Annotated in this window: 18 protein-coding genes; 10 read left to right on the forward strand and 8 right to left on the reverse strand. The window is 37.5% G+C overall.

Annotation, left to right across the window (positions count from 1 at the left end):
* Window positions 1–107 precede the first annotated feature (107 nt).
* Window positions 108–860 carry a SanA/YdcF family protein gene (locus PMAL9190_RS01710; RefSeq protein ID WP_087843638.1) on the forward strand — a complete coding sequence of 251 codons (753 nt, stop codon included), beginning with the start codon at window positions 108–110 and terminating at the stop codon, window positions 858–860.
* A gap of 505 nt (window positions 861–1,365) precedes the next feature.
* Window positions 1,366–2,736 (forward strand): SLC13 family permease, encoded by a 1,371-nt coding sequence (locus PMAL9190_RS01715; protein WP_087843639.1) that lies wholly within the window; start codon window positions 1,366–1,368, stop codon window positions 2,734–2,736.
* Between the two features lie 43 nt (window positions 2,737–2,779).
* On the opposite strand, the gene PMAL9190_RS01720 is transcribed toward PMAL9190_RS01715, so the two are convergent.
* Window positions 2,780–3,181, reverse strand: a complete 402-nt coding sequence (locus PMAL9190_RS01720) for a hypothetical protein (protein WP_087843640.1) — start codon at window positions 3,179–3,181, stop codon at window positions 2,780–2,782.
* 1,128 nt (window positions 3,182–4,309) lie between these two features.
* Here PMAL9190_RS01720 and PMAL9190_RS01725 point away from each other — a divergent pair.
* Window positions 4,310–5,263, forward strand: a complete 954-nt coding sequence (locus PMAL9190_RS01725; protein ID WP_087843641.1) for a TerC family protein — start codon at window positions 4,310–4,312, stop codon at window positions 5,261–5,263.
* Between the two features lie 94 nt (window positions 5,264–5,357).
* Here PMAL9190_RS01725 and PMAL9190_RS01730 read toward each other — a convergent pair whose 3' ends face one another.
* Window positions 5,358–6,089, reverse strand: coding sequence for an HAD family hydrolase (locus PMAL9190_RS01730; protein ID WP_087843642.1), 732 nt, complete (start codon window positions 6,087–6,089; stop codon window positions 5,358–5,360).
* Window positions 6,090–6,234: 145 nt separating this feature from the next.
* A complete protein-coding gene (locus PMAL9190_RS01735) occupies window positions 6,235–8,013 on the reverse strand; it encodes a L,D-transpeptidase family protein (RefSeq protein ID WP_087843643.1) in 1,779 nt (592 codons plus the stop codon).
* A gap of 647 nt (window positions 8,014–8,660) precedes the next feature.
* Here PMAL9190_RS01735 and PMAL9190_RS01740 point away from each other — a divergent pair.
* Window positions 8,661–10,193: a YjjI family glycine radical enzyme gene (locus PMAL9190_RS01740; protein WP_087843644.1), complete on the forward strand. Its 1,533-nt coding sequence runs from the start codon at window positions 8,661–8,663 to the stop codon at window positions 10,191–10,193.
* Between the two features lie 14 nt (window positions 10,194–10,207).
* Complete coding sequence (locus PMAL9190_RS01745) at window positions 10,208–11,080, forward strand: YjjW family glycine radical enzyme activase (protein ID WP_087843645.1); 873 nt, start codon at window positions 10,208–10,210, stop codon at window positions 11,078–11,080.
* A gap of 70 nt (window positions 11,081–11,150) precedes the next feature.
* Here PMAL9190_RS01745 and PMAL9190_RS01750 read toward each other — a convergent pair whose 3' ends face one another.
* Together PMAL9190_RS01750 and folE are read right to left on the reverse strand one after the other, a co-directional pair.
* Window positions 11,151–12,095: a LysR family transcriptional regulator gene (locus tag PMAL9190_RS01750; RefSeq protein ID WP_087843646.1), complete on the reverse strand. Its 945-nt coding sequence runs from the start codon at window positions 12,093–12,095 to the stop codon at window positions 11,151–11,153.
* 89 nt (window positions 12,096–12,184) lie between these two features.
* A complete protein-coding gene (gene folE, locus PMAL9190_RS01755) occupies window positions 12,185–12,838 on the reverse strand; it encodes a GTP cyclohydrolase I FolE (RefSeq protein ID WP_061000266.1) in 654 nt (217 codons plus the stop codon).
* 303 nt (window positions 12,839–13,141) lie between these two features.
* Between folE and moeA the strand changes: the two genes are divergently transcribed.
* From moeA to PMAL9190_RS01770, 3 genes are all read left to right on the forward strand, one after another.
* The gene (moeA, locus tag PMAL9190_RS01760) at window positions 13,142–14,377 is read left to right on the forward strand and encodes a molybdopterin molybdotransferase MoeA (RefSeq protein ID WP_087843647.1); all 1,236 of its coding nucleotides are present in this window, start codon (window positions 13,142–13,144) and stop codon (window positions 14,375–14,377) included.
* Between the two features lie 129 nt (window positions 14,378–14,506).
* Complete coding sequence (moeB, locus tag PMAL9190_RS01765; protein ID WP_087843648.1) at window positions 14,507–15,277, forward strand: molybdopterin-synthase adenylyltransferase MoeB; 771 nt, start codon at window positions 14,507–14,509, stop codon at window positions 15,275–15,277.
* 18 nt (window positions 15,278–15,295) lie between these two features.
* Entirely contained in the window at window positions 15,296–15,529 is a 234-nt protein-coding gene (locus PMAL9190_RS01770) for a glutaredoxin family protein (RefSeq protein ID WP_087843649.1), read from the forward strand.
* Between the two features lie 98 nt (window positions 15,530–15,627).
* On the opposite strand, the gene PMAL9190_RS01775 is transcribed toward PMAL9190_RS01770, so the two are convergent.
* The gene (locus PMAL9190_RS01775; RefSeq protein WP_087843650.1) at window positions 15,628–16,470 is read right to left on the reverse strand and encodes a CvfB family protein; all 843 of its coding nucleotides are present in this window, start codon (window positions 16,468–16,470) and stop codon (window positions 15,628–15,630) included.
* Between the two features lie 327 nt (window positions 16,471–16,797).
* Between PMAL9190_RS01775 and PMAL9190_RS01780 the strand changes: the two genes are divergently transcribed.
* On the forward strand, window positions 16,798–18,195 hold the full coding sequence (locus PMAL9190_RS01780) for a hypothetical protein (RefSeq protein ID WP_087843651.1): 1,398 nt from the start codon (window positions 16,798–16,800) through the stop codon (window positions 18,193–18,195).
* Window positions 18,196–18,284: 89 nt separating this feature from the next.
* Here PMAL9190_RS01780 and cfa read toward each other — a convergent pair whose 3' ends face one another.
* Window positions 18,285–19,427 carry a cyclopropane fatty acyl phospholipid synthase gene (gene cfa, locus PMAL9190_RS01785; protein ID WP_087843652.1) on the reverse strand — a complete coding sequence of 381 codons (1,143 nt, stop codon included), beginning with the start codon at window positions 19,425–19,427 and terminating at the stop codon, window positions 18,285–18,287.
* Between the two features lie 364 nt (window positions 19,428–19,791).
* Between cfa and PMAL9190_RS01790 the strand changes: the two genes are divergently transcribed.
* On the forward strand, window positions 19,792–21,264 hold the full coding sequence (locus PMAL9190_RS01790; protein WP_087843653.1) for a protein adenylyltransferase SelO: 1,473 nt from the start codon (window positions 19,792–19,794) through the stop codon (window positions 21,262–21,264).
* Between the two features lie 88 nt (window positions 21,265–21,352).
* Here the strand turns inward: PMAL9190_RS01790 and gpmA are convergent, their stop codons facing one another.
* On the reverse strand, window positions 21,353–22,045 hold the full coding sequence (gene gpmA, locus PMAL9190_RS01795) for a 2,3-diphosphoglycerate-dependent phosphoglycerate mutase (RefSeq protein WP_087843654.1): 693 nt from the start codon (window positions 22,043–22,045) through the stop codon (window positions 21,353–21,355).
* Between the last annotated feature and the right edge of the window lie 376 nt (window positions 22,046–22,421).

Below are 22,421 nucleotides of genomic sequence, written 5' to 3' on the forward strand. Positions count from 1 at the left end.
ACTACAAACTCTCTCAATTAGTGGCGCTGTTTTCTCTTTTTTGAACAATAATATATTTTATTAAGGTAAGATATTAATAAAGCATTAAATTTTTAGTTTGGATAATTATGAAACTGCTCAACATTATTCGCATTACTGCAGTTCTCTTTATCATTTTTGTAGCCTCATTATTATTACTTGATCGCTGGGTATCTGCGCAAACAGAAAGCCGTATTTATCATGATCCAGCAAAATTACCATCATATAATGTCGGCTTAGTATTAGGGACAAGCAAATACATCGCAAAAACACTCAACCCCTATTATACCTACCGCATGTCTGCCGCTATCGATCTTTATAAAAAGAACAAGATTGATGTATTTTTAGTTAGCGGCGATAATGCACACCGTTCATATAATGAACCTCGAACCATGAAACGTGACTTATTAAAAGCAGGCGTACCTAGTAATGAAATAGTATTAGATTATGCCGGCTTTCGTACTCTCGATTCTGTCGTGCGAGCAAAAGAAGTCTTTGACGCTGATCATTTTGTTATTATTACCCAACAATTTCATTGTGAGCGAGCGCTTTTTATTGCCGATCATTACAACATTAATGCTGTCTGCTTAGCCGTAAAAGAACCCCGTCGTGGTATGGCGAGTTTTAAAATTCGTGTTCGAGAAGTCTTTGCTCGTGTTAAAGCGATGATTGATCTGTTTATATTACATGTACAACCTAAATTTTTAGGTCCCAAAGAGCCTATTATTGATCCACTAATAAAAACGCAACCAGCAGTTATCCCCACCAAGCCAAATAGCAACGCCGTAATAGAAATCGCACCACCATCGGCAGCAATTACAACTCAACCTAACATTGAATAGGCACTAAAACCAAAAAAGCCAATCGCTTTATTAAACGATTGGCTTTATCAGTTAATCCCTAAAAATACGACTAACTGTGTTTTTTATTGTTCATATTACTAAGCACCCGTTTACGTACTGCCTGTAAATGCTCTTGCGCTTCTTTATGAATTTTTTTAGTTAAACACAATTTTTTTTCTTTCATTATTAACTAGCCATTGTCCGTAATGTATAGGCATCAAGTTGCAAAACTTATCTTACCATAAACAAAAATCATCTGCACTGACTATTATTTATGAAATTATATAGCGTAAAAACATTACAGCGTTAAAATAATATTCCAAATAAAATAAATACTATCATTGAAATTCACACCAAGATCACAACAACAACAAAAAACAAACAACCACTATTTTATTTATATAACTTCATCACATAAAGTCACCACGACACGACGTATTATCACTTCCGCTAAATAAAGCTAATTATAAAAATAATGTCGCCTTAATATATGGAAGATTCACCTATGACAGCCCTCACACTTACGCTCAAACAGTGGTTATTCAATAAAAATAGCCTGATCCTTATCGGCAATTGTTTAATGATGCTCATTCTACTCAATACATTACCTTTTGAACGCAATGTAGTTATTGGATTAAGTATTCTTTTTTTCGTTGCTGTTATGTGGCTAACTGAAGCTATTCACGTCAGTATTACTGCCTTACTGGTACCTTTATTTGCAGTTGGGTTTGGCGTTTTTGATACATCTAAAGCGCTAGCCAGTTTTTCAAATCCAATTATCTTTTTATTTTTAGGTGGATTTGCACTGGCTGCAGCCCTACACAAACAGCAACTTGACCAAATAATTGCTGACAAAGTGCTTATTGCAGCAAAAGGAAGAATGTCAGTTGCAGTATTTATGCTATTTGGTGTCACTGCTGGATTATCCATGTGGATCAGTAACACAGCAACAACAGCGATGATGTTACCGCTTGTACTTGGTGTCCTTAGTAAAGTGAACACTAAAAGTGGCCATAAAACCTACGTCTTTGTTCTGCTTGGGACCGCTTATTGCGCTAGTATTGGTGGCATAGCAACAATTGTTGGTAGTCCACCAAATGCCATTGCTGCAGCAGAAGTTGGATTAAGTTTTACCGAATGGATGTCCTTTGGCGTTCCGGTCACAATTATTCTATTACCCCTTACTGTTGCATTACTGTATATCACCTTAAAGCCCGATCTTAATCATCAATTTGAGCTCGATCACTCACCAATCCAATGGAGCAATGGTAAATTAATTACCATGGCAATTTTTTTAATCACTGTTACTTTATGGATTTTCAGTAACCCGATTAATGCGTTATTAGGCGGTTTTTCTAAATTTGATACTTTAGTTGCACTTAGCGCAATCATAATGCTTGCTGTGTCACGCGTGGTGGAGTGGAAAGATATTAAAAACTCAACTGATTGGGGAGTACTATTACTTTTTGGCGGTGGTATTTGCCTAAGTAACATTCTTAAAGCAACAGGCACGAGCGTTTTTCTCGCTAACGAACTCAGTAATATGTTACAGCAAGCTGGTCTTTTACTCACCATACTAGCTGTTACTATTTTCGTGGTCTTTCTGACTGAATTTGCAAGTAATACAGCCAGTGCTGCTTTGTTAGTCCCTGTCTTTGCAACTGTCGCTGAAGCTCTTGGTGTATCACCGATTGTATTATCGGCGTTAATTGCAATTAGTGCATCTTGTGCATTCATGTTACCTGTAGCCACACCACCAAACGCGATTGTCTTTAGTACTGGTTTTATAAAACAAAGTGAGATGATGCGAGTAGGTTTTTATTTAAATATTGTTTGTATTATCTTTTTAACTGTTTTTACATGGTTATTCTGGTAATTATCAATCCATAAAAAAGGTGACGATAATCGTCACCTTTTAATTACTTTACATCTAAAACAAACAGTAATTGTTCAGTATTACCTTGAACAAATTCAATAGTACTATCTATTTTATTATGTAATTCATCTAGTTGATGCTCTTCAAGAGAATATGGCAGATAAACAATAAGTTGTTTTATACCTTCTTGTTTAGCTAAACATAACAATCGAATTAAATTCCTTGTATCACTCGCATTGCTTGATAAAACTTTTAATGCTTTCTTTTCTAATCGCTCAGAACAAGAGAACTGATTTCTCGTGGTTTTTATCGTTACTTCAAATGAAGGTACTAAATATTTCAAAGCATCTATAAATGACAAACGTTGCTGGCATGATTTAGACAAAAAATTTGTATAATCAAAAATAACAGCATTTTCAGCAACGTTATCAATTACTGTTTCCATAGCTATCCTTAGTCAGAAACATAATATTTATTCTATATAATATTGCTCTCGTTAGTTTAACTAACGAATATAATCACTATACGTCGATATTAATTTTAATTGTACATGTGTCAATTAAAATATGTGATACAAATCACACTCAAACGATAGATAGTCAATTTAAAAACACCTTTAAAACAACCGTTTAACACAAACAAAACAATAAATACCCTTTAACAAAGAAATAATCTATACAATCACTGCTTGCTCGCAAAAAATAGCTAGTAGTAATAATTTACCTTAGCTTCAACTGCCACATTACCATTAAGCAGGCCTTTCACCCTTTGCTAAACACATATTAATTGCCTCAATAACAGCGAGTAAATCCGCTGACTGTATCCACCATATGATCAGCTTGATAATCACGAAATGCCGTTATTGCTGTTTTACTAAACCATTACGATGTAAATATTTTGTTGATCTGACGTTTCGATTAATCGCCCTTATGATGGTTTAGACCAAAACAATGTATATCGTATCGCTCTCATATGAACAATTAGTGACCATACTGGCTTTGCAACACAAACTTCATTTTTGAACATATTGTCAGCGCACTAAGCTGCCTATTTCACACAACTAAAATAATTAAACGGTATTTTATTCATCAACTTTGCAATTAATCGACCCAAATTAACGCTATTTAAGATATTGAATCAAATTAACCTCAAAAACGGCTGGTAACTTACTGCTTACAAGTCTAAAATTGCCCCGTTTGGGGAGTAGTCACAATTGTTCGTCTGTCGTCATCTCGAAGCCACAAGCTTCCGGCAGCCGTGAATGGATTTGCTAATAGTCATCGTTGTCACCCATAGACAACACTACTAGCACCATTTTGACGAGACCAATGCCATTATCGTTTACATCAACATGTAATCGAACCGACGCAATCTCATTGCGTGGGTTTTTTTTAATGCGCGGAAGGTTTTGTTTAGGCTCGCCTATGTCATACCTTTCGTATTTTATTCTGCATAATAACTTTTTGTTATGAAACTTGTTTTTTATTTTGTTATTTTATAAATATTCGAAATAAACAACAGCCTTAATAACAATAATTTATTGCGTTAGATATTTATATAAAGAGAGAACTCTATGAGTATTTTTAGTTATGAAGGGTTTGCTGTATTAACAGTATTAATGCTTGCACTCGATTTGTACCAAACTCGCGGTGGTAAAATATCGATTAAAACAGCTGCACTTTGGAGCGTTTTTTGGGTCTTTTTAGCCTTTGTTTTTATGGGCTTTATTTACCTATATTGGCCACAAATGGCACCTGAAAGCACATATACTAATAAACAAGCAGCAACATCATTTATCACTGGTTACTTATTAGAAAAATCTCTCAGTGTTGATAACTTATTCGTATTCGCACTTATTTTTGGTCAATTTGCAGTACCAGAACGATTACGTCCTCGTATTTTAATGCTGGGTATTGTCGGCGCACTTATCTTACGTGCTGGTATGATTGGGGTTGGTGCTAAGCTTTTAGCTGACTACCACTGGATCCTTTACATCTTTGCCGTTTTCTTACTTTACACTGGCTTTAAGCTTTGGCGTGAAGGTGAAGAAGAACAAGAAGACTTCTCAAACTCAGCCCCTGTTCGCCTCGTTAAACGCTTCTTTAGAGTTGCAGACGATTACCATGATCATAAAATGTTTGTTAAAGATGACAAAGGCTGGCTGGCAACACCATTATTAGTCGTTGTAGCTGTGATTGCCTTAACAGATGTCATGTTTGCACTTGATTCAATTCCAGCTATTTTCGCTGTTACTCAAGAAGCATTCTTAGTCTTTACAGCTAATGTATTTGCCCTACTTGGCTTACGTTCACTGTATTTTGTATTAGAAGGTATGCTAACCCGTTTCTGCTATTTACGAGTTGCTTTAGCCTTTATTCTAAGCTTCATTGGTATCAAAATGTTACTTGTTGGTTCACCTTATGCAATTCCAACCGTGATTTCACTGGGTGTGATTATCCTTTCCATTACTATCGCTATCAGCGCATCGTTATGGAAAACACGTAAAATAGAAACAACACAACAATAAGTCTAACGTCACAACACATATAATAAAAACGCCACAGCTTTTGCTGTGGTGTTTTTGTTTTATCGGTATCAATAATGACGCTTAACCAGCACTATTAACCAATGTGCTGTTTAATTATATCTAACAACTGTTGTGGCTGTTGCACAATGTAGGTCGGCGTGATCAGCGACAACTTTTGGTGATCACTCACCTTACCCGTATCAACCCATACACTCGTAATACCGGCACCATTAGCTCCTGCAATATCAGCGGCCAGCGAATCCCCCATATGGATGACTTCACTAGACTGACAACCCACTAACTTTAATGCTTTTTGGAAAATGCTAAGTGCTGGTTTTTCTTCCGGCTCTTCTCCGCCCACAATAATATAATCAACATGTTCAGCCATTGCTGTCGCTGCCAGTTTAGGATGCTGTGAAAACACTGGACCATTGGTGATCACCACCAGCTTATACTGCTGACGTAAGCAGGCTAACATTGCTTTTACGTGTGGAAAGAAATCAAATCCAGCCATGCGACCATCATCAAATGAAGCTTGAATAGCAACAGCCTGATCAAAAGTAATGGTGAGTTGTTGTTGAGCAAATAATGTTTGAACTAATGTTTGCCTAAACAGCAATTCATTGTCTAATAATGCCACTAACTGTGGAAATTCGTCATTAAGCTGTTTATAAACCCCCGCAATATAACGTTGGCAAAAAGTATCTGCATTTAAGGTTGGAAACTGTGATTGGACATAATGTTTTAAAGTGGCCAACGCTTGCTTGTCAGCAACCGAAGTTGCACATAAGGTTTCATCCATATCTAAAAAAATAGCTTTTAACATTACTTCCTCGTTGTGTCATACAAAGACACTCTAACTGTATTGATTCCAAACGATAATTTAATTCTACCTTGAGCCACGATATTTAGCACACAAAAAAGCCAGCATCTATGTGCTGGCTTTAATAAATATTATGCAGTGAGTAATTTTAACGCTTAACAAAATCTTTCATGGTAATGAACTTTGCTTTAATTGGCTTTACTTGTGGTGAGTCATAACCATAAATATCATCACGCATTTGTAGATTACCATTTTGATCAACCCATGCCGTTAAATAAACAAAGTCAACATCAATACGTTTTGAAAGACTAACAACCTTGTTCTTTTGGGAATCAAGCATTGATTTAAAAGAATCAATATTATTACGTTTTTGGTAATCAATAACATAATTAGCTAAATCATCAGCACGCTCAACACGCACACAGCCAGAACTTAAATCGCGTTTATTACGATTAAACAAACCACGAGATGGTGTGTCATGTAAGAAAATAGCATAATCATTTGGCATCAAGAATTTAACACGCCCTAATGAATTACGAGGACCAGGACCTTGCTGGAATTCATGTGGGAATGTCTTTGGATTCACCGTTGCCCAGTCAATACTGCTTGGTGGTACAACAGTACGATCTCGCCAGCTGTTTAAAATCTGCATATTATGAGCTTTCAGGTAATCACGAGAAAGTTTCACTTTGGGAATCACATCATGCTGCTTAATCGTTACCGGAACATTCCAATATGGATTAACGACCATCGTTGTAATCGATGATGAGAATAGATTTGTTGGGCGCGTATCACGGCCGACAATTACCTTAGACTCAAACATTTTCTGACCGTTATCGTAAAGTTCTAACTTATAGTTAGGAATATTTACCCAGATATGAGCACGAGTATCATTATGACGATTTAATGCCGACATACGTAACGTGTTTAATGCTAACAAACGAGCAATGTCGCTGTATGGCATCACTAATTGCTTAATTGTCGCCGGACCAACAATACCATCAGGCGTTAACCCGTGACGCTTTTGGAATAATTTAATGCTTGCTAACAATACACCAGAATTTGACACTGTTGGTTGTACAGATAATGCATCATGATCCGCTTGGCTTAGATCACCTAAATGATAAAGCACCTGTACCACATCATGACCATTAGGTAGCACATCACCAGGGCGATAAACTGCTGACTTAAAACTGCTGCGAGTTAAATGATGAGGTGCCAATTGTTGGTACTTCTCAATCATTTTCATGGTTGATTCAAATGGAATATAAGTAGGACGGTATGTTGTAAGCTTCGCCATTGTCATTGGGTATGCATCTTCATCGCTGCCATACTGAACCATTACTTGACTCATATTTAAAGGCTGAGATAAGAATAAAACATTACGATGATGAGCAATATAATTTAAAAATGCGCGATACACATAATAAGTATCAGTTGCTAAAAGGTCATAACCACGCAAATTACCTTGTTGCTCAAGTTTATTCAGTTCAGTTAAACGTTGGCTGATACCCGGTAGCATTTTACTATCTGCGACCATTTGCAACTGTGCTGTCAATTCTTTACGTAAAGCGACAGTATTCCACAGTGGGTAAAACTTATTTTGTGCATAAGCTTGTTCTATTTGTGGTGCGAAACATACGTTACTTGCGGTATTACCACATAATATTTTCGTACTAAGTAAATGTTCATTATTCAATGACGACCAATCAACACTGCCAGCTGTTAACGGTGCTTTTCGTGTACCTGTTGGTATCTGAGGAATCGCAGTATTAGGACCAACAATTTGCACTGTATTGGCTGTAGCTGCAACATTCTGTGGAGCAACAGGGCTCGCTTCAGCAGCCAAAACACTACCGGGAACCATCAGCGATAAAACTAAAAGCTTGCTAACACGCTTAGCAACAACACGTTGAGGATTTAACATCGTCAAAGCGATCCTTACCTATGTAATAAAACAAAATACACTATACCTAGCATTACAGCCTATCTTATTTGATATGCAATGACGGTAATTCATAAAAAACTAATTATCTATATTTAGACAAATTTTAACAAATGATACAATTCAAAAAGTGAAACTTTAAAATTTAATTATGTCATATCACAATTTTTTATCTTTAAAAGTTATAACAAAAACCTTCAATGTATTGATATTATTACAATTGAACGATATTTAAAACCTAAAAAAACATTCTTTTATTAAAAATAAAATCGATGTGAAAAAGAAGAAATATCTCGCCGTTGCGCTTTTGGTTGCTCATTAATTATACTTATTTAGCATTTCAGGCTATAGCAACCACTTTACAATGATGAAAATAGTAATAGTGAATAATGCTATTTTGTTGTTACTAAATTACACACTTAAGCCCTACTTATTTAATGTTAAATTCAGGCTCGATTTACTTTGCGTCTATTGTACACCGTATTTTTTATATCAAATAACTTTTTAACTGCTTTAAACGATGGATTTCCATTTTGGAAAAATACTGTTCTGTATTTTTCACTTCTGGAAAAATACATTCTCCGTTAGATTAGCCGCACAAAACCTATGGATATAAGAAGAACATAGCAATGACACTACAAACAAAAATTAAAAATATCATTACTGATCCAACATTAAGTGCTAAGCAGAAAACATTGTTCCTGTCGTTGGAAGCAGAAGCTATTGTAGACTATATGCCAATTTCCACTGCCGTTTCAGCAGCAAAAGATGCGGGTATTATTTGTGATATGTTTGAAGGTAATGCTCCTTTTAAACCTCGTTATGTTCTTCCTGATTACGCAAAATTTTTACAACAAGGCTCTGAATACTTAGAGCTTGAAGCTGCAACTAATTTAGATGAAGCAATTAACCTACTGACGATCATTTATCATCACGTACCGTCAGTCACTAATATTCCCGTTTACCTTGGTCAACTTGACCAAATCTTACTGCCATTTGTTACCGATATAAGTGACGATGTGCTATACCGTAAACTGAAAAATTTCTGGATCATGCTTGATCGCACTCTTCCCGATGCCTTTATGCATGTCAATATTGGTCCAACAGATAACATCGTCTGTCGAATGATTTTAACCATTGATGCAGAACTTAAACAAGTTGCACCCAATTTGACATTTATGTACGACCCACAAATCACACCAGAAAGCTTATTGCAGCAAGCGTGTGACAATATTTGTGAGTGCAGCAAGCCACACATTGCTAACTACCCAATGTTCGCTGACGCATTTGGTGAACCAGGTTTTGGTATCGTAAGTTGCTATAATTCACTGCCACTTGCCGGTGGTGCCAACACATTAGTACGCATGAACTTAAAAGAAGTCGCACTACGTAGTAATAGTGTTGAAGAGTTCTTAACCACTACCCTGCCACATTACAGTGGACTGATGTTTGAATTGATTGATGCTCGTTCAGCGTTCTTACATGAAGAATCAAATTTCTTTAATGGTTTCTTAACCACTGAAGGCTTGATCAATGAAGACCGTTTTGCCCCTATGTTTGGTATTTTCGGTATGGCTGAAGCTGTAAACATTCTGATGGAAAAGTCAGGATCAACGGCTAAGTATGGTCACAACGAAGCAGCGAATGCTATCGCACTGAAAATCAGTGAGACATTAAATGAAATCGTTACTACAACACCTGTAAAATATGGCTTAAATGGCCGTGCTCTATTGCACTCACAAGGTGGTATTAGTTGTGATCACGAAGTTACGCCGGGGATTAGAATTCCTTATGGTACCGAACCCGATCCAGTGATTCATATTAAAGCACTGGCTGCGCACCATCAATACTATACCTCTGGTATCAGTGAAATTCTGACTATCGAAGAAACAATTAAGAATAATCCACTGGCATTAATGCAACTATGTAAAGGCGCACTGGCTCTAGGATTCCGTGAATTTACCGCCAACGTTGCCAGCAATGATCTTGTTCGTGTAACAGGTTACATGGTTAAGTTGTCTGATATTTCAAAATTTAAAGAGCAAGGTTCACGTACGAATACAACTTGGTTAGGTACAGAAGCGTCTGAGAATACACGTATTTTAGAGCGCCAACCACGCGTTGTTAGTCGTGAAATGTCACCCGTTTATTCAGCTAAATAAAAGATACCCATAATATGATTTCTGCCACAGTCAGCAAAATATTGAACTACTCATGTGTTGATGGCCCAGGCAATCGTATGGTACTGTTTTTGCAGGGGTGTAACTACCGCTGCAAAAACTGTCATAACCCACAAACAATTGATATGTGTAATCAATGTGGTGATTGCGTACCAAGTTGTCCCACCCAATCACTACAACTTACAACACAAAACAATAAACCGTTTGTGACATGGAATATGTCGAGCTGCACTGAATGTGATGGTTGTTTAAGCGCATGTAATAAACAATCAACCCCGAAAACACAACAGTTAACAGTAGCGGATACTCTGACTTTAATCAGAGATAATTTATTTTTTATTAATGGCATAACGGTAACAGGTGGTGAAGCGACGCTACAATTACCGTATATTATCGCATTATTTAAAGCCATCAAGTCCGATGCTACTTTGCAACATCTGAGCTGTATGATCGACAGTAATGGCAGTTTAAGCATCACTGGTTGGCAAATGGTCTTACCCTATCTTGATGGCGCAATGATTGATTTAAAGGCCTGGAATAACAGTACTCATCGCTGGTTAACTGGTCGTGATAATGATCGTGTTTTAGCTACTATTGATTGGTTAAGTCAACACCAAAAATTATACGAAGTCCGTTTATTACAGATCCCTGGGATCACCGATTATGAGCAATATATCGATGCTGTCGCAGCTTATTTAATCGCGTTAGATAGCAGTGTACGTATTAAGCTCAATGCATTTCAGCATCATGGCGTTACCGGTGAGTCTCTCAACTGGACAACATGTAAAAAAGAGGATATCGAGACCTTTGCAGCATTACTTACAGAGCGTAATGTTACCAATTTAATCTTACCTAGCGTGTATGTATAGCAACGTTAAAAATTATCGTCAGTGGCGCTCACCAAATCACCACTGACTTTTTCGTTTAATATTATCACTATTAACTTTCTTTATTAGCTAGACCGATTGTATGGCCTACAGCGATAATTTGTTGATATAACCATCGCAACGCAGGATCATTCATACTTGGTTGATACCACACCAAGCTATACCCGACTTGACCATAATTAAACGGCAATTCTTTCATAGTGAGAGATTGTGCTTGCGCTGCCACTTCGGCCCATTTTTTTGAGCAAGTAAACAATAACTCAGTATTTTTACACAGTGTTGCTGCGACACCGAAATCCGCTACATTAACCATGACTTTACGTTTGCGATGTTGTTGTGCGAGCTGCATTTCAAAAAATGGCACACTGAGATCATTATCGACAATACCAATATGATCGTAATGTAAATAATCATCAATCGTCAGTGATTGCGTCGCGAGCGGGTGCTGATGTGACATTAAACACACCATTTCATCTGTAAATAGGTTTTCCCAGACTAAGTTGTTATCAATGTTCGGTGGTTGACTAAGATCATGCGGCAAAATAATAAAATCCAGTACCCCTTTCGCTAATCCACCAACACCAATATTATCTTTAGACCAAATATCTAACCGAATATTTGGTGCAAGTTTCAATACATGTTCACACAAAGGTGCGGCGATCAATTCAAAGGTACTTTCTCGCATCGATAGTGAAAAACTGCCTGCATAATTGGCAACATCAAACTCTTCTTGAGTCATGATCTGATTCATATCGCTGATCATCTGATGCACAGTCGGCCCTAAACGGCGTGCTAATGGTGTCGACACCAACCGATTACCATGACGATAAAACAACTCATCATTTAGTGTGTCTCGAAGCTGACTCAAGGTTTTACTGACCGATGATGGACTAACACACAGCCGTTGAGCGCAGTCTGTCACGCTCAGAGTATCTAACATCACATGCAACGTAATAAGGTGCTTCATGCTAATGCGAGAAAGCCTAATTAAATCCATCTATTATCTCTTGAATATAAATAAAAAATGCCAGCCAATTATCTATTGGCAGGCATTTATAGAACCTCAACTATAGCAGTAATTAACGCTTAACGAATACCATTAAAAAACTCAGCACGAGTAGCTGGGTTACGTTTAAAAATACCCCCTAATGCAGTTGTTGTCGTCACACTGGTTGCATCCATTACACCACGAGATTTAACGCAGTAATGGGTTGCATCAATAGTAACGGCAACATCTTCACTTTCAAGTAACGTTTGTAATGCTACTAATACTTGCTGTGTTAAACGTTCCTGCACCTGTGGGCGCTGAGAAAAGAAACGGACAATACGATTAATTTTAGATAAACCAATAATTTTTCCACGTGGAATATAGGCAATTGTTGCTTTACCATCAATCGTTACTAAGTGGTGTTCACAGGTACTGGTTAAGGTTATGTCTTTTACTCGTACCATTTCATCACAGTTCATTTTATTTTCAATCACTGTGATTTTAGGGAAATTGGTGTAATCCAAACCTGAAAAAATTTCATCGACATACATTTTTGCAATACGGTGTGGTGTTTCAACCAAACTATCATCGGTAAGATCTAATGCTAATAGCGATAATACCTCACGCATATGATATTCAATTTTTTCTTTCTTTTCTTCGCGACTGATTACATCAGCTGTCATCGGGGTTTCTAGTCCACGGGCGGCTAAGGCGTCACGTACTTGTATTGCAGATACACTTAATGCTGTCATCTCTTCCTCCAGCTGACCTAGGTAGAATAAAAAAGACATACCCTTCTGACCTTGCCAGCGCTAAAATCGTTAGCAGAATACCCCCAAATGAGAATAATTTCACCACCAAATTTCTTATGGTTACGTACTTCAAGTGTATTTTAGTATATTCAATCTCTTACCGCGGTAGCCAATAAAGGGTAAACTATCTATTAACTAGCGTTCTGAACAATACTTAGTAAACATCTGTAGCAAGATCACGTCAACTGAGAATTTTTCAGATCTGCTCACATCATTATCATGACTAAATAAATGGATTCAATTATGGGATGCTGCGACGTACCAGGTTTAATGACCGTTGAAACTGCGTTAAATAACATTATGACTCAGGTTTCACCATTAACAACAATCACCACGGTAGCATTAGCAGATGCAATGGGTATGGTGCTTGCTGAAGATATTCTTTCTCCTATTAATGTGCCACCATTTGCTAATTCGGCAATGGATGGTTACGCGCTATGTGCCGCTGATCTTGAACATACCAATACCTTAACGATGGTTGGTAAATCATTTGCTGGTATTCCTTTTACGGGGACATGTGAAGCTGGGCAATGTGTTCGCATTATGACTGGTGCTGAAATTCCAGTTGGTGCTGATGTTGTTATCATGCAAGAAGAAACGCAAGTTGAAGGCGATAACATTCAGTTCAATATCAAGCCTAAAGCCAATGATAACATTCGCCCTATTGGCGACGATGTTCATTACGGTGAAACCGTTTTAGTTAAAGGGACCCGTTTAACAGCTCGTGAAATGCCATTATTGGCGTCATTAGGTATTGCTTCTTTTGCTGTGTACCGCCGTCCTAAAGTAGCCTTTTTCTCAACGGGCGATGAATTACGCCCTGTTGGTGAAGCACTTGCAGCGGGTCAAATTTACGATAGCAACCGTTATGGCATCAAAGCATTATTAGAAAAATTTGGCTGTGATGTGTTAGATCTCGGTATTATTCCAGATTGCCCAGAAAAACTTCGCCAAGCATTCCTTACCGCATCAACAGATGCTGACGTTGTGATCACATCTGGCGGTGTAAGTGTCGGTGAGGCTGATTACACCAAAGATATTTTAGATCAAGAAGGTCAAATTGGTTTTTGGAAAATCGCCATGAAGCCGGGTAAACCCTTTGCCTTTGGTACCATCAATAATGCTTGGTTCTGTGGTCTTCCTGGTAACCCAGTTTCTGCAATGTTAACCCTGTACCAATTAGTTCAACCTATGCTGGCCAAACTAGCAGGCCATAGCCAATACCAACCACCAGTGCGTTTACAAGCCAAAGCAACCTCAATGTTTAAGAAACGCCCTGGCCGTACCGACTTCCAGCGTGGTATCTATAGCATTAACTGCGACGGTCAATTTGAAGTTACAACAACCGGCAATCAAGGCTCTGGTGCATTCAGCTCAATGCACCACGCTAACTGCTTTGTGGTATTAGAACAAGATCGTGGCCGTGTTGAAGTTGGTGAATTAGTCACTATTGAAATGTTTAACCACACCATGTACTAATTTTTAGCGGTCGGTGCATTAACTTACTATCGATTAGATAGCGGTTAATGCATCACCTGCTAGATGCAATCTCAAAGAACCTCAAAGAACGTACGCTCGAATAAATAGGTAATAACGGTAATTTCACTTATGACAATAGAACAACATGCTAATGCTGAATTATCAGATCAAGAAATGCTGCGCTATAACCGTCAAATTATTCTGCGCCAATTTGATTTCGAAGGCCAAGAAGCATTAAAAGCCTCATCGATGTTAATTTTAGGTGCAGGTGGTTTAGGCTGTGCTTCATCACAATACCTTGCTGCTGCTGGTGTGGGGAAAATCACCCTGATTGATGATGATAAGGTTGAAGTTTCTAACTTACAACGTCAGATATTACATACTGATGCGACTGTTGGCATGCTCAAGGTTGAATCAGCTAAACAAGCGTTAACAGCTATTAACCCTTATTTAGCCGTTGAAACCATCGCCAAACGTTTAACCGATGACGAGTTATTACCACTGATTGAACAACACAGTTTAGTGCTAGATTGTTGTGATAACGTTGATACACGTAACCAACTTAACCGCTTATGCTTTGCCACTAAAACCCCGCTTATTTCTGGGGCTGCTATTCGTATGGAAGGTCAAATAAGTGTTTATAGCTACCGCGATGGTGAGCCTTGCTATCAATGCTTGAGCGCCCTCTTTGGTCAACAAACATTAACCTGTGTTGAAGCCGGTATCATGTCGCCTGTGGTCGGTATTGTGGGTGCAGTACAAGCAATGGAAGCGATTAAAGTGGCAACCAATGTCGGTACGCCATTAACAGGCAAGATCTTAATGTTAGATGCAATGAGCATGAACTGGCGTGAAATGAAATTAATGCAGCAACCGAACTGTTCTGTATGTAGTAAATAGTGTAGCGAATTAATTATTATGAAACGTATTACTTTGTTTACTCAAAAAAACTGTGCGCATTGCAAAGATGCTCAGCAGTACATGAAAACCAAAAATTATCCTTTTCGTTTAGTTGATGTCGCAACACCACAAGGCAGAAAAGAATTAAGTCGTACCGGTGCCCGTTCTGTCCCTGTTATAAAAATTGGCGATAGCGTATTAATAGGTTGGAATATGACAAAATTCGAACAGCTACTCCATCAAAAAGACTAATGAACCGCAGCTAAAGACATAAAAAAACCGACATCCTGACTATTTCTAGCACTGTGTCGGTTTTTTTATTCACTAATAGCAATCAATGCCAGTGATGATTAATCGTTATCGTTAAGACGAATACCGTCTTTTTCAATCACAATTAAGCCTTTTTTGTAGAGGCCACCAATGGTCTTTTTAAACGTTGCTTTACTGGTACGGAAAACACGGAAGATCTCATCAGGGCTTGATTTATCACTTACCGGAATATATCCACCTTTGATTTCTAACGACGTTAGGATCTTATCAGCTAGATCATCAACTTTACCTAGACCTACTTTTTGTAGTGATAGGTTAATTTTGCCATCTGGGCGAATTTCTTGAACGTAGGCTTTTAGTTGTTTGCCAATAAACAGCTTACCAAACGCTTCTGTTTTAAAGAATAAGCCCCAATGTTCGCCATTGATAACCGCTTTATAACCCAGTTCGGTTGTTTCAGCGATAACCACTTGCACTTCTTGACCTACTTTGTAGTTTGCAGGTGTTTTATCAAGGAAGCGGTTAAACTTAGTTGAGCCAACAATACGACCAGATGCGCGATCCGTGTAAACACGAACCATCACTTCTTCGCCTTCTTCTAATCGACGACGTTGCTCGCTAAATGGAATAAGCAGATCTTTACGTAAACCCCAATCAGCAAATGCACCAATGGTAGTGGCACCAACAATACGCAGTTTAGCAAAACCACCCACTTCAACTAAAGGTTCATCAGTGGTTGCAATCACTTCATCTTCAGAATCGAAGTAAATGAAAACTTTAAGCTTGTCGCCGAGCTTAGTACCTGCTGGCACAGTGTTCTTTGGTAACAAAATATTACCGAAATCATCACCGCCATTAAGAAACACACCAAAATCTACCAGTTTGATAACTTCTAGTGTGTTGTATTGTCCAATTTTAATCATGTATCAGGTACTCTCTATATAGGCAACAACACGCTTATAGTGCAGTTGGTTCAATATCTTTATCATTCAATTTATTAGCAGCAATTATTAATGACTATCGCTAGCTAGGCAATGCGCTATAATGCACGGATTGCGCTTATGATGCGGATATTATACGTGATGTTGTTAGCCTTCGCCCAACCTATCTGCAATTATTTGATGTTTTTTCATCCTATTAGCATTAATCAGTTGTGATTTATAAATAATGGACAAAAACTTATTCTCATATAATCTCAATGGAAGCCAGTTTATACCATTAAGCATTATCCGTTGGAGGGAAAATAAAAAGTGATTACTGTCGATAAAAAAGATGGGCATAAACTCAAAATATCTCATGTGATTCATGAAACAACTAATCGACAGCTTGATATGTACATTTTTGTCCCAGGTGAACTTGGGTTAAATGCCAATATCATCTCTGAAGAAGAGTTTTATCATAATGCCATTCATGGCAAACGTACTTATTTTAGTGATATCAACCATCTGCCTTTAGTACATAGCCGCCTTGCAAGTCGAGGTAAGCTCTCTATTGAGCAATACCGTTTAAGTTTAAGTCTCTATGCCTATCAATATGCGTTAGCCTTGGAAAAAACAACGCAGCAATTATTAGGTGATAGCAGTGAATCGAAACAAGAAGAAATCGAAGAAGCAGCACAGTTAGCTGTTCGAATTCTAAAAAGGTTACGCCGTAACATACCAACTGATAAAAAGTTACTTAAGTATTATGAAAATATTGATAACTATTTATCATGGTTTACAGAGCAACGTTTTCTGCAACTTATCGCTCACTTACCCCGTGGCGCTGAGTACAATGAAATCAAACCTCTACTATTAGAAATTTGCCAAAAAGAAGCTCAGCACCGTATAGATAATAATTATAACTCAGCAAGAGCGATGCAAGATCCAACGCGTATGTCAAATAAGATGCGCTTATTGCGACGTCTGATTGAATACCCTGTAACGATGAAAGAAAAAACCGTGGAGTTGGGTAAAAATACTCGCAAAATTGTTACTGGTGCCGCTGCGGGTATTGTGATGATCTTTGTTACCTTGATGCTTATTAAAGCACGCGGTATGTTAGGTGATATCACCGCCTCTTTCATTTTGGTTTTATCGGTTATTTATGCCGCTCGTGAAGTCTTTAAAGACGACTTAAAAACCATGCTATGGCGTTGGATGCGTAAAGGAAAAGCACGCTGGCGCAAACAATTTTTTGATGCAAATACTGGTCATGTTATTGGACGTCAACTGGAGTGGTTAGAGTTTGTTAATTACGATAGCTTAGTCGATGTTATTCGCAAAACACGTAAGCATAATGTTTCTCACCGTGAAGAAACCATTTTACATTATAAAAGCACTACCAGAATGTCACCAACCAAGTTCTTAAGTGGTTATGAACAAACACGTGAATCAATCATTCTTGATCTTAGATCGGTCGCGACCTTGATGGAAAAAGGTTCACAACGGTTATACCAACTTAATGATGGCCAAGTAACCAAAGAATCGGTTGAAAAAAGACATCTGATTAACTTGATCACTCAAGAAACAGATGAAGATAAAACAGTGCGTATTCAACGCTGGAAAATCATAATGAGTCGTTCAAAGATTGTTGATATTGAACCGATTATTATGCCAGAACCGAAAAAATCAAAGCCGAAAAAAGCCATTACTGTTGATAATTCATAGTTGATTTTTTACAACAATATAACCCATACAACAATGCCCTCATTAACAAGGGCATTGTTATTTAAAACCAAAAGGTTAAGTGAATAATGTTAGTTAGAACGCACGCATAAAGGCAACTCTGCCCCTTTCTTGGTTAAACCAAATTGCCATACATTTAAATCGCGGCAACGAAATGCGCCGGCGCATGACAATAAATAATAACGCCACATACGATAAAATTTCTCACCATAATGTTCTGATATTTGCGGCCAGTTTTTTTCAAATTTTTCATTCCATGCGACTAAAGTTTTATCATAGTCAGGACCAATATTTTGCACATCTTCGATATTAAAATAATCTTCAGTCGCGGCACCAATCTGCGTCATTGACGGCACAACACCATTAGGGAAGATATATTTGTTAATCCAGGCATCAGTTTCTGTTTTAGAATGTGGGCTACCAATGGTATGCAATAAGAATATGCCATCATCAGCAAGATAACGGTAGGCCGCTTTGAAGTAATCTTCATAATTCTCAGGACCCACATGTTCCATCATACCAATAGATACAACGCGATCGTAAGGTTGTTCAGGTTTATGTAAACGATAATCTTGTAAAATGAATTTCACAGGAAGATTGAGATCATCAGCGCGTTGTTGTCCTAGTGCCGCTTGTTCTTTTGAAAGAGTTAAACCATCACAAATCACGCCATAATTCTCTGCGGCATAATTCATAAAACTCCCCCAACCACAGCCAATATCTAACAAACGCATACCCGGTTTTAGGCCCATTTTGCGACAGACTAAATCAAGCTTAGCTTCTTGAGCAGAGTCTAAATCTGTCGCATTTTTCCAATATCCACAAGTATATGTCATGCGCTTATCAAGCATAGACTCAAATAAATCATTACCTAAATCATAATGAAAAGGCACATCTTTCGTTACTCGATCAATACTTTGACGGTTAAAAAGGTGTTTTACTTTTGAGGCACCTATTTTTAATCCAATGGCGAGCTTAGAAGATAAATCAAGCTTTTCATCGATACGGGCATGTAATACACGGTTGATCATTTCATCAATAGCATCACAGCTCCACCAGCCATCCATATAACTTTCGCCAAAGCCTAACGAACCCTCATTTAATACTCGATCATATAAACGTTCATCGTGGACTTTAATATCCCAAGGTCGAGAACCATTTATCATTACATCAGCATGAGATAATAGATTTTGGAAAAAAACTTCATTTGTCATCGTTAGCATTCCTTATATGACCAATATGTATGACAAATTGCCCCTAAATAAAGAAAACGACAATGTTAATTGTTGAAATATAAGATTTAACCAATTATTGCGTGCATATTTTAAAACTAAATTTACATAAAAAGGTTATTTAAAAATAAAATAGATACCATTTAGATTAAATAACATCCTATATTTTAATTTCTATTAATATTATCTTTATTTATAAATCATCATCAATGAACAATTTATGAATAAGCGATATTTTCTTTTTTGGATTAATTCTACTTTTTAATACCCCTACTTTTCATCCCTTGTTTATTTACCATAACTCGATAAGCTTAAATGGTTACTTTCTTTGACTATAGGTATTGCCATGAAAACACTTTCGACACTAAAGTTTGCTAATAGCTATAGTGATCTTGCAGCATCACTCGGCACACCTATACTACCCCAACCTTTAGAACACCCCTCTCTGGTGCATTTTAATCCACTTGTTGCTGAAAAACTTGAGCTAGATCCCGCAGTTGCACACGATCCAAGTTTTATAGATATATTCAGTGGCAACACAATATTAGCTGACATGTCTCCACTGGCGATGAAATATAGTGGTCATCAATTTGGACAATATAATCCAGATCTTGGGGACGGCAGAGGACTATTACTAGGAGAAGTTGTTACCAGTGCAGGTAAGAAATGGGACTTACACTTAAAAGGCTCAGGTAAAACGCCTTATTCTAGAATGGGGGATGGGCGTGCTGTATTGCGTTCCTCTATTCGTGAATACCTTGCAAGTACCGCCATGGCAGGACTTGGCATACCAACAACCCACGCTTTAGCCATCATTGGTAGTCAAACATCTGTCATACGAGAAAACGTTGAAACCGCAGCAACCCTTGTTCGTGTCGCTGAAAGTCATCTTCGTTTTGGTCATTTTGAGTATCTTTTTTACACCGGTCAACATCAACAATTACAACAACTCGCTGACTATGTTATTGAGCACCATTTTCCAGAGTTGGCCTCAGCCCCTTCTCCTTATGCCTTACTGTTTAAGCAAATATGTCAACGTACAGCTGCCATGATAGCTGCTTGGCAAGCAGTAGGATTTGCACATGGCGTTATGAATACTGATAACATGTCAATTTTAGGGCTAACATTTGATTATGGCCCGTTTGGATTTCTTGATGATTATGAACCGAGTTTTATTTGTAATCATTCAGATTACTCGGGCCGTTATGCCTTTGACCAACAACCTGCAATTGGGTTGTGGAACTTATCTGCTCTTGGCTACGCTTTGACACCATTACTCAATAAAACTGAGATTGATGATGGGTTAGAACATTACCAACACCAATTACAGCAGCAATATAGCCATAACATGCGTCAAAAATTAGGGTTAACCATTGCAGATGCGTCTGATACTCGATTATTTTCTGAACTGTTGCAGTTATTAAAACAATATCAGGTTGATTACACGTTGTTCTTTAGAACATTATCCCAAATTACTATTGCTGAACTAACACACAGTGAACATCACTTTAAAACACTATTCCAATGCACTTTAGCCCTAAAACCATGGTTAGCTTGCTATCAACAACGGTTACAACTTGAGCCAGATACTCGCCAGCGTTTAGCGACAATGCGACAGCATAACCCGAAATATATTCTCCGTAACTATCTTGCTCAGCAAGCCATTGAAGAAGCTGAACAAGGAAATTATCAGCTTATTGAGCAATTAATGACTGTTCTCGCGCACCCTTTTAATGAACATGAACATGAAGATGCAGAAAAGCTCGCACAATTACCACCGCATTGGGGTAAACATCTTGAAATCAGCTGCTCATCATGAATTTTCGTTTTGAATATATACAAAAAAACCTCACTGATAATAAGTGAGGTTTTATCTTTGACATTAACTCTTAAGTACTTATGTACTCTTATAAATAATAATATTTTATTGCTTTCATATTGCTGTCTAATTCATAGACTAGCGGTACTCCAGTAGGAATCTCTATTTGAGTTATCTCATCATCAGCAATATCACTGAGATGTTTCATTAAGGCACGTAAGCTATTACCATGTGCCGCGATAAGAATATCTGTACCACTATTGATTTTAGGTACAATAACATCGTTCCAAAATGGAATGACACGCTCATAAGTATCTTTTAATGACTCACCAACAGGTAGCTCATCAACAGTTAAATCAGCGTAACGTGGATCATTACCTGGGTAATAAGGGCTTGTTTTATCAACAGTTGGTGGCGGTGTATCGTAACTTCTACGCCAGATGAACACTTGCTCATCACCAAACTTTTCTGCTGTTTCTGCTTTATTTAAGCCTTGTAAGTTACCATAATGGCGTTCATTTAACTGCCAGCAATGATCAACCGGTAACCAGAGTAAATCAAGCTCTTCAAGTACGATAGATAAAGTATTAATGGCACGATTCAACATTGATGTATAACAAAAATCAAATTTGAAATTATTTTCTTTTAATTTTTGACCTGCTGACTGTGCTTCTGATTTACCTTGTTCAGTTAATGGTACATTGGCCCAACCAGTAAAACGATTTTCTTTATTCCACTGGCTTTGACCATGACGAATTAAAACAATGCGAGTCGTTTTCATAGCAACCTCTATATTCTTATTAGTATTAATAACGGTGCTAATTATTTTCATGGAAATATATAAACCTACTCATAATAAACTTATTAATAATCACTTAAATTTAATAAGCTATTAAGTTTTAAAACTCAATAATAAAAATAAAATGGTTATTTATTAGTTTTAATCATTTATATACTTCAATAAAAATATTGTTGTCGTTGGCATATTTATCAAACACCGAAATCTTATTGATAATCATTCTTGTCTATGGCAATTAAGATATCACCCACTCCTTTCGATAGCAATAGCGTCTGAAAAAATAAAATAAGACACGAAATATACAAATACAGACAAACCAACACTTAAAATTTCATTTTGTCTTTAATGATGATTTTTA

Origin of the sequence: Photobacterium malacitanum, from assembly GCF_900185615.1 — a bacterium.
Classification (GTDB): domain Bacteria; phylum Pseudomonadota; class Gammaproteobacteria; order Enterobacterales; family Vibrionaceae; genus Photobacterium; species Photobacterium malacitanum.